General features: G+C 63.8%; 7 protein-coding genes and 1 pseudogene. 3 read left to right on the forward strand and 5 right to left on the reverse strand.

The annotated features are described in order from the left end of the window. From EOA24_RS19065 to EOA24_RS19075, 3 genes and pseudogenes are all read right to left on the reverse strand, one after another. Positions 1-835 (reverse strand): annotated as a pseudogene (locus EOA24_RS19065) (undecaprenyl-phosphate glucose phosphotransferase); the annotation flags it as partial. Between the two features lie 98 nt (positions 836-933). After that, positions 934-2,064 carry a glycosyltransferase gene (locus EOA24_RS19070; RefSeq protein ID WP_126082875.1) on the reverse strand — a complete coding sequence of 377 codons (1,131 nt, stop codon included), beginning with the start codon at positions 2,062-2,064 and terminating at the stop codon, positions 934-936. 10 nt (positions 2,065-2,074) lie between these two features. Then, complete coding sequence (locus EOA24_RS19075) at positions 2,075-2,638, reverse strand: polysaccharide biosynthesis/export family protein (RefSeq protein ID WP_040983193.1); 564 nt, start codon at positions 2,636-2,638, stop codon at positions 2,075-2,077. Between the two features lie 263 nt (positions 2,639-2,901). On the opposite strand from EOA24_RS19075, the gene EOA24_RS19080 reads away from it, so the two are divergent. Together EOA24_RS19080 and EOA24_RS19085 are read left to right on the forward strand one after the other, a co-directional pair. Then, positions 2,902-5,151, forward strand: a complete 2,250-nt coding sequence (locus tag EOA24_RS19080) for an exopolysaccharide transport family protein (protein WP_126082874.1) — start codon at positions 2,902-2,904, stop codon at positions 5,149-5,151. Positions 5,152-5,332: 181 nt separating this feature from the next. After that, positions 5,333-5,767, forward strand: coding sequence for a peptidylprolyl isomerase (locus tag EOA24_RS19085; protein ID WP_126082873.1), 435 nt, complete (start codon positions 5,333-5,335; stop codon positions 5,765-5,767). 19 nt (positions 5,768-5,786) lie between these two features. Here EOA24_RS19085 and EOA24_RS19090 read toward each other — a convergent pair whose 3' ends face one another. Continuing rightward, positions 5,787-7,016, reverse strand: coding sequence for a GNAT family N-acetyltransferase (locus tag EOA24_RS19090; RefSeq protein ID WP_126082872.1), 1,230 nt, complete (start codon positions 7,014-7,016; stop codon positions 5,787-5,789). A gap of 91 nt (positions 7,017-7,107) precedes the next feature. Between EOA24_RS19090 and EOA24_RS19095 the strand changes: the two genes are divergently transcribed. Further along, entirely contained in the window at positions 7,108-8,166 is a 1,059-nt protein-coding gene (locus EOA24_RS19095) for a polysaccharide deacetylase family protein (protein ID WP_126082871.1), read from the forward strand. A gap of 30 nt (positions 8,167-8,196) precedes the next feature. Here EOA24_RS19095 and EOA24_RS19100 read toward each other — a convergent pair whose 3' ends face one another. Continuing rightward, a complete protein-coding gene (locus EOA24_RS19100) occupies positions 8,197-8,412 on the reverse strand; it encodes a DUF2842 domain-containing protein (RefSeq protein WP_042643947.1) in 216 nt (71 codons plus the stop codon). Between the last annotated feature and the right edge of the window lie 37 nt (positions 8,413-8,449).

Below are 8,449 nucleotides of genomic sequence, written 5' to 3' on the forward strand. Positions count from 1 at the left end.
GCCGGATGTCGACCGGCAGCACCCAGAGTTTCTTGAGCAGTTGCAGTACGCGCGATTCGGCGGTCAGCGGCAGCGAAACGATCAGCATGTCGATGCGCGCGATGCGGGCGAATTCTATGAGCTCCGAGATCGTGCCGAGCTTCGGATAGCCGGCGACGATCGGCGGCGAACGCTTGTCGTTGCGGTCGTCGAAGATGCCGCAGATGCGGATGTCGTTGTAGGGCTGCTTCTCGACCGAGCGGATCAGCTGTTCGGCGGCCTTGCCGCCACCGACGATGAGGGCGCGGCGTTCCATGCGGCCATCGCGCGCCCAGCGCCGGATGAGGCTGGACATCACCAGCCTCAGGCCGAAGATCAGCACAAAGCCGACCACGAACCAGGTGCCGAACAGCAGGCGCGAATAGTCTTCCGAGGCCTTGATGGCAAAGGCGGTCAGCGCCATCAGCGCGAAGCTGCCGGCCCAGACAAGCAGCACCCGGCCGAAATTGGCGAGGGGGCGCATCAGCGCCGCGATCTGGTAGCGGTCGGTGACGTCGAGCAGCACCACGGCCAGGAACGATGTCGACGCGATCGCCAGCGGGTATTGCCAGGCCAGATAATTGAAGAAGCCGACATAGTAGAAATAGACGCCGAGCCCCGACAGGAACAGCAGCGCGAACTCGACCATGCGCAGCACACCGCTGACCATGATCGGCGACATGGTATCGCGCCGGTATTGCGAGGCGACCTGGCGCGCCACATCGTTGATGCCGCCGGGCTTTTCGCTTTCGGCGGGGGCGTCGTAGTTGCGCACCGCATCCATGGAAAAGCGGCGTGCGGGGTCGATCTCATTCATGGGAACTGTCCGCGAGCTTCGCGCAATTGCTTAGCAAAAGAGAGCTAAGAAAGGCTTGAAACAACCCGTGGTTTTGAAGCTGTTGTGCGGTTGCGGACCTACTTGCTCAGCGCCGCGAAATAGGCCTTCTCGATCTCGGTTGCCATCACGTCGGAGCCGAAACGCGCCTTCAGCTCGTCGGCCTGTGGCATCGCCTTGCGGTACGCATCCATGTCTTTGACCGCCATGCCGATTTTGCTGGCAAGCTCGACGGGATCCGGCCGGATCAAGGCAGGGGAGCCATCGCCGAAGATTTCCGGAATGCCGCCGACCGCGGTCGCGATCATCGGCATGCCGGCGGCCAAGGCCTCGAGCACGATATAGGGCATCGCCTCCGCGCGCGACGGAACCACTACCAGCTCAGCCAGGGCGAAAGCTTCCCTCGCCGGCATCGGAGGCAAGAAGCGAACCCGGTTCTCGAGGCCGAGCCGCTCGACCTGAGCGTGGTAGCGCGGCAGGTCGTCGCCATCGCCAACCATCACGGCGCTCAAGGGGCGTTCAGGCTCGCTGCCGGCCAAAGCCAGCGCATCGATGAAGATATCCGGACCTTTCAGGTCGCGCATCATGCCGATGTACAGGAAATCGGCGGCATTGATCGCCGTCGTCACCGATTCGAATTCCGCGGCGCGCAGGCCGTTATAGACGAGCCGGTTGGGTATGGGCGGCTCGCCGACCTTGCGCCGATACGTTTTCCGCTCATAGTCGGAAACGAACAGCAGGCAATCGGTGAAGCGCGCCATGAAGCGCTCCAGGCCGAAGAACAGCTTTCCCGTCGCCGTCGTTTCGTCATAGTGGAGGGAGCCGCCATGCGGCGAATAAAGGCGGGCCACGCGAGACCTTGAAACCCGCAACAGTGAGCCGAACAGCCGGGCATAGGCGCCACCCTTGGCGCCATGCCCATGCAGTACGTCCGGCCGCAATTCCTGGATGATTCGATAGGTGCGCCAGGCCGAGGCGAGGTCGCCCGGCCCGACATGACGCTGCATCGGCGTGCGATGGATGCCGAGCGCGAGGCTGTCCTTCATCGCTTCGAAGAGCCGCTCCTCGTAGTCGCCGCCGGTTGTCGAATCGCAGACGATGCCCACCGCATGGCCGGCGGCGACCTGCGCCTCGGTGAGGTCGCGCACATGCCGGAAGATTCCCCCGACAGGTGAGCGGAAGCAGTGGACGATCCTGAGGTTCACCGTCACGACGGACTTTTCAGAACAGGCGTTCGCGAACGTAGACGGTGTCGCCGGGCAGGAGCGGATCGGATGTAAGCACCCGTCCGGTCATCACCTTGCCGTTGATGTCGCGGGTGATGTCGACGCTCTCCTGATTGGCGCGCGGCGTGAAGCCGCCGGCAATGGCGACCGCCTTTTGCACGGTGAGCCCCGGCACATAGGAATACTGGCCGGCAGCGCCCACTTCGCCCATCACGAAGATCGGCCGGTAACGGTCGATCTCTACCGAAACGTCGGGATCGCGCAGATAGCCCTGGCGCAATTTGTCGGCGATCTCCTTTTCCAACTGCTGCGCGGTGTGGCCGCGCGCCGGCACGGCACCGACCAGCGGGAAGGAGAGGTAGCCGGACTGGTCTACGCTGTAGGTGTTGGTCAACCCGTCCTGCTCGAACACCGTGACACGGACCCGGTCGCCTGCGCCGAGACGGTAGGGCTGGTCGAGCACTTCATGGAAGGCGGCGGGCGTCGGGCGATAGCTCGAGCAGCCGGTCAGCAGCGACAGGGCAAGCAAAGCGCGAAAGAGGGAAGCAGTGCTTTTCATGACCGGCCAGGAACCTTCATCGCTCTTGCCGCAAGCCGCGGCACAACCCCAGGAAAGTGCGACCGTTATCATCCTGTTAGGGTTAATGCGCGGTAAAGGAGTGCGATCGGGCGGCGTGCTGATCGGTAAAAAGCCCAATTGTTCTATTGCTTTCCCCGGATGTTCTTTGAGGATTGTCTAATAAGTGTTCGTTTCGATCTTAACGGGTGAGTTACCATAGTTGTTTACGGTCCATCCTCGACTCAAAGTTCGGAGCAGGATGCATGTCCGTTCAGTCCGCGGCCGCAGATGTCGATGTCGACCTGAGACAGCTGTTCGCCAGCCTAGCGAGGAACTGGCTGCGCATTGTTCTCGTCACGCTTGTGGTCACCGGGCTCGCCTTCGCTTTAGCCTGGCTCGCGACGCCTTACTACAAGGCGACAGCCAAGCTGGAGATCGGCTCGCGCGAATCGGAATACACCCGGCCGCCGGGCACCAACGATGACGACAAGCCGATTCTCGACGAACAGGGCGTGGCGACTCAGGTCCAGATCATTTCCTCGCCCGATATCCTCAAGCAGGTCGCGACCAAGCTCAATCTGGACAAGCTGCCGGAGTTTGACCAAACGCTGAAGATGTCGGCGCTCGGGCGCATCCTCGTTCTCGTCGGCTTGAAAAGCGACCCCTTCGATATCCCGCCGGAAGAGCGCGTGCTGAATGCCATGCACGACAAGCTCAATGTCTACGCCGTCGAGAAGACCCGCGCGATCGCGATCGAGTTCGCCTCGAAGGATCCGAAGCTTGCCGCCGATGTCGCCAACGGCATCGCCAACGCCTATATCGCCTCGAAGAGCGACGCCAAGCTCGAATCGAACGCAGCCGCCACCGACTTCCTGGCGCCGGAAATCGCCGACCTGCAGAATCGCGTGAAGGACGCCGAGGCCAAGGTCGCGGCCTTCCGTGCCCAGTCAGACCTTCTGATGGGCGGCAACAATGCGGTGCTGCCGACTCAGCAACTTGCCGAGCTGTCGAGCGAGCTGTCGCGCGTGCGCGCCAGCCGCGCCGCCGCCGAGGCGAGTGCCGAGAGCGTGCGCCGGGCGCTGCAGAACGGCGGTTCGCTAGACAGCGTGCCGGAAGTGCTGTCCTCCGAGCTGATTCAGCGCCTGCGCGAGCGGCAGGTCGAACTCCGGGCCAACATTGCCGACCTTTCGACGACCTTGCTCGACAACCATCCCCGCATTCGGGCGCTGAAATCGCAGCTTGCCGACCTCGACGGCCAGATTCGCAACGAGGCGCAAAAGATCATTCGCGGCCTGTCGGCGCAGGCGCAGACGGCCAAGGCCCGCGAGGATCAGCTGGTCGCGGACGTCAACACGCTGAAAGCCGCCTCGGCGCGCGCCGGCGAACAGCAGGTGCAGTTGGATGCCTTGCAGCGCGACGCGAACGTTCAGCGCCAACAGCTTGAATCCTATATGGCAAGTTACAATGCGGCGGCCTCGCGCAAGGACCGCAAATACTCGCCGGTCGCGGCAAGCCTGATCGCGCAGGCGCAGGTGCCGTCGCAGCCTTATTTCCCCAAGATCGGGCCGATCACCGGGGCCGCCGCCGCCGCTTCTCTGCTGCTGATGGCGATCGGCACGCTGCTTGGCGAGTTGTTCTCCGGCCGCGCCATGCGTCCGGCCGCTGGCGCCCGCTTCACCGATATCGAGCAGGTGGCAATGCCTGTCGCGCGCACGGAACCGGCGATCGATGACGAAGGTCGTGCGTTTGCTCCTTACGAGGAAGCCTCGGCAGGTCATTCCATCGCGGAAGCGGAACTCCCAAGGCCGGCCGAGAGCGAGCCGGTGGAGGTTCATGCCCCCGCTGCCAGACCCGCTGAGTCCGTTGTCCGGCCTTCTGAACCCCGCGGATCGGCGCCCGAGCCGCGCCAATCCCGGCTCGGCGAGATCGATGTCGACAAGGCGGCGGAGAAGCTGATCGCTTCGGGCGCGGCGCGCGCGATCTTCGTGTCGCCCGAAGGCGACGAGGCGGCCGCGTCCGCCGTGCTGGTGGCGCGCGAAGTCTCCGACGCCGGCCTGCGTGTGCTTTTGCTCGATCTAACCGCGTCGGGCGCGGCATCGCGGCCGATGCTGGACTCGAGCCTCTTCCCCGGCATCACCAATCTTCTAGCCTCCGAGGCGCAGTTCAGCGACGTCATCCATCCCGATCTCTATTCGGATGCGCATGTCATTCCGGTCGGCACCGCCGACCCGGTCCGCGCCATGCGCGCCGCCGACCGGCTGCCCATCATCATGCAGTCACTGACCACGGCCTACGATCTCGTCGTTGTCGAATGCGGCCCGGCCGACGCGCAAGGCATCAGCCGCCTGGTCGGCGATGGCACCGAAGTCTTCCTGTCGATGCTGGAAGCCGACGACCAGGTGACCCAGGCTGCGGTGAAGCTGATCGAGAACGGCTATCCCGACGTCACGCTGGTCACGCCGGTCGGTCATGAGCCGGGAGATCCATTGCCCGGGCGCCGGTCGGCTGCATAAGGCCGGAGGCCGACAAGGCTGTCCCGCGTTGCCGCTTCATTTCTCGGCGGCTCCCGCACTTTACATTGGCGGCAAGGCTCCTAGTTTCGATGTTTCGCGCTGCGCATTCTGATGCGTGGATGATCGAGAGCGGGACCGAAATTCCTAGGCCGGCCCCCAAAACTCCCAAAGGATGGCTGCTATGACACAGGCCAAGAACGGCGACACCGTACGCATCAACTACACTGGGCGTCTGGTGGACGGCACCCAATTCGATTCTTCCGGCAATGAACCGCTGCAGTTTACACTCGGTGAAGGACAGGTAATTCCTGGTCTCGAAACCCATGTCGAGGGCATGGAGGTCGGCACAAAAAGCACCGTCACCGTTCCCGCTGACGCCGCCTATGGCCCTCATCGCCCCGAGGCGGTCGTAACCGTCGACCGCGCCGCCGTGCCGGCAAACATCGACGTCGATGTTGGCACCCGATTACAGGCCCGCACCCGTGAGGGACGTCCCATGCAAGTGACGGTCATCGGCGTCGACGACGCCAGCGTCAAGCTCGACGGCAATCATCCGTTGGCCGGAAAGGACCTGGTGTTCGACGTTGAATTGGTCGAGATCGTTCAGGCGGCGTAGCTAGCGACTCTCGCCGGGCCTAGCTGTCGTCCTCGGCCGGAGCGGGTGCTGCCTGTCCGGCAGCCTTGCGGCGCAGCATCTTGGTCAGCCTCCAGATCGTCGGGTTGTTCTTGATGAAGGCCTTCCCCCTCGCGCCTTGCCGCATCGCCGCGGCCAACGCGTGGCCCTTCAGCGTCAGTGGCGCGAGCACCTCGAAATGCTGGACCTCGATATCGCACCAAAGTCGCTTGTAAGCCTCGTCTCCGACCGAGAAATCATAGACGTCGAAACCGAGCTCGCAGGCTTCCTGGATGTTGTCGAAGAACAGGAAGTCGCCGGGGCTGGTGAAGGCGAGATCGTCCTCGGCGATGGCGCCGAACTCGCAGATCAGCCGCTTGCCGCAGCGGCTGGAGCCGGTCACCGCGCGCAGCTTTCCCGCCACCTCCAGGCCGTGCAGCAGGAAGGACGGCCTTTCCTCAGCCAGCGCATCGGTAAACAGCGCCCGGAAGAAGTCGCGCACCTGCCTGTCGCCGAAGACATTGGCGATGCCCATCTTGGCGAAACGCGCTTCCTTCATACCGAGGAAGGCGTCGAGCAGCCTGTCGACGTCCTCGCGGGTGCGGGCTTCGATCCGCCGGAAGGCGCCGACGGCTTCGAACTTGCGCGTCTGCGAGCGGTGCTTCTTGCGCTTGCGCTTGCCGCTCGCGCGCGACAGCAACGCGTCGAACCCGCCGTCGAGATCGACAGCGAGCGCAAGGTTCGGACTGGGGAAGCTGGGCAGCGCTGCGAGCGGGTTGACGACGCCATTGAGGTTGGGCAGCAGCCTTTCCAGCGAGATTAGGTCGATGTCTGGGCGCATCCTCGCGATCGCCTTGAACATTGAGCGGATCGCCGAAGCGTCGATGGCGGGCAGAAAGCGTGGATCAGCGGCGGCGAAATTGCCGTTGGCGTGACGCCCGCCCGCGAAACGGGCAATTTTGAACGGGCCGCGTCGCACGACTTCCAGCGCCAGCGAAAGCGCCGGGCGGGCATCACAAGTCAGCGTCGCGACAACCATGTCGGCGCCCGTCGCGGCTGCCCAGTTGTTCACCCAGGATGCGCTTTGCGCCGGCGCAAACAGCGCCGAGGCGCAGAATTGGATGTAATCGGCAAGGCCGGCGCCGTCGCTTGCGGTAGCGGCCCATCGACCCTGATCGGCTCGCATGGAGCGCGCGGAAATCTCGTTGGCCGCGACCCGGTTGCCGTCAAATGACGCGGCGGCGTCAACCATCCCTCAATCCTTAAGACGTATTGGTTCCGACTTGGGGGTTCGCATAGGCGAATGTCGTGCTTGGATGAGTCTAGGCGCAAAAGGTGAAGGAATGATCGACGGGGGCGAGGCAATCCGGAAACTGGCGTTGAACCTTGCCCGCTACTCCGGTCTGGCGCCCCTGGCGCGGCCGTTTGTCGGCGGCATCGGCGCCATCCTGATGCTGCACCGCGTCACCGCGACGCCGGAGAAGCCGAACGGCGTCAACCGGCATCTGAACATCGCTCCCGCCTTCCTCGACAGGCTCATCGCCGACATGAAGGGAAGGGGTTATGCCTTTGTTTCCCTTGATGAAGCGATCGAGCGCATCAAGATGGGTGGCAAAGGCGGCCAGTTCGCCACCATCACCGCCGACGACGCATATCGCGACAACATGACCGAGGCGCTTCCCGTGTTGGAAAAGCACGGCGCGCCGATCACCATCTATGTCGCCCCCGGCCTGATCGACGGCGCCGTCGATCTCTGGTGGGACGTCATCGAGGACATCGTCGACACCTGCTCGCGCCTGACGCTGACGATGGCGGGCAAGCCGAGGGCGATCGATTGCTCGACACGGGGCAGGAAGATCCAGGCCATCGCGCGGCTGAACGCTTGGCTGACCGTGGAAGTGCCCGAGGAGGAGCAGGGTGCGGCATTGCGCGAGCTTGCCCGATCGAACGGCTATGAATTCGGCACAGGCCGCCCATGCACCTTGATGAATTGGGATGAGCTCCGTGCCGTGGCCGCACACCCGCTGGTGACCATCGGCGCGCACACGGTCAATCATCGAAATTTGAAGCGGCTGTCCGAAGCCGATGCGCGCCATGAGATCGGCGACGTCCGCCGTATCCTTGAAGAAAGGCTCGGCGAGGAGCCGCGTCATTTCGCTTACCCTTACGGCTATGCCAGCGCTGTCGGCTGCCGCGAAGTGGGCTTCGCCCGCGACGCGGGCTACGTCTCGGCGGTGACCACGCGGCACGGCGTGCTGAGGGCCGAGCATGCCGGCTTCCTGCACGCGCTGCCGCGCATCTCCGTCAACGGCCGCTACCAGAGCGTGGCGCATATCCAAACGATGCTGTCCGGCATCACGACGCCGCTCGCCAATGCCGGCAAGATGGTGGTGACCATCTAGACCAGCCGGCGCCGCTGGCGTCAGCGAGGATCAACCCTTCGGACGCGGCTCGATGATCAGCCATTTGATGATGGCCATGGCCGGCAGAACCCAGAGAAAGCCGCTGAGCAGGAAGAACAGGAGATGCGCCGTAGGCCCGTATTCGGCGAGCCTGGTGACCGCGACCGCGGAGGCGATCAGCGCATAGATGATGACCAGCGCCACAAGCAGGATGGTTCCGATCAGCTTTTTCAGGCGAATGGGCATGTCGCGGTCTCGTTGACCCGTCTCGCTTAGGCTGAAT

Origin of the sequence: Mesorhizobium sp. M2A.F.Ca.ET.039.01.1.1 (assembly GCF_003998035.1) — a bacterium.
Lineage (GTDB): Bacteria > Pseudomonadota > Alphaproteobacteria > Rhizobiales > Rhizobiaceae > Mesorhizobium.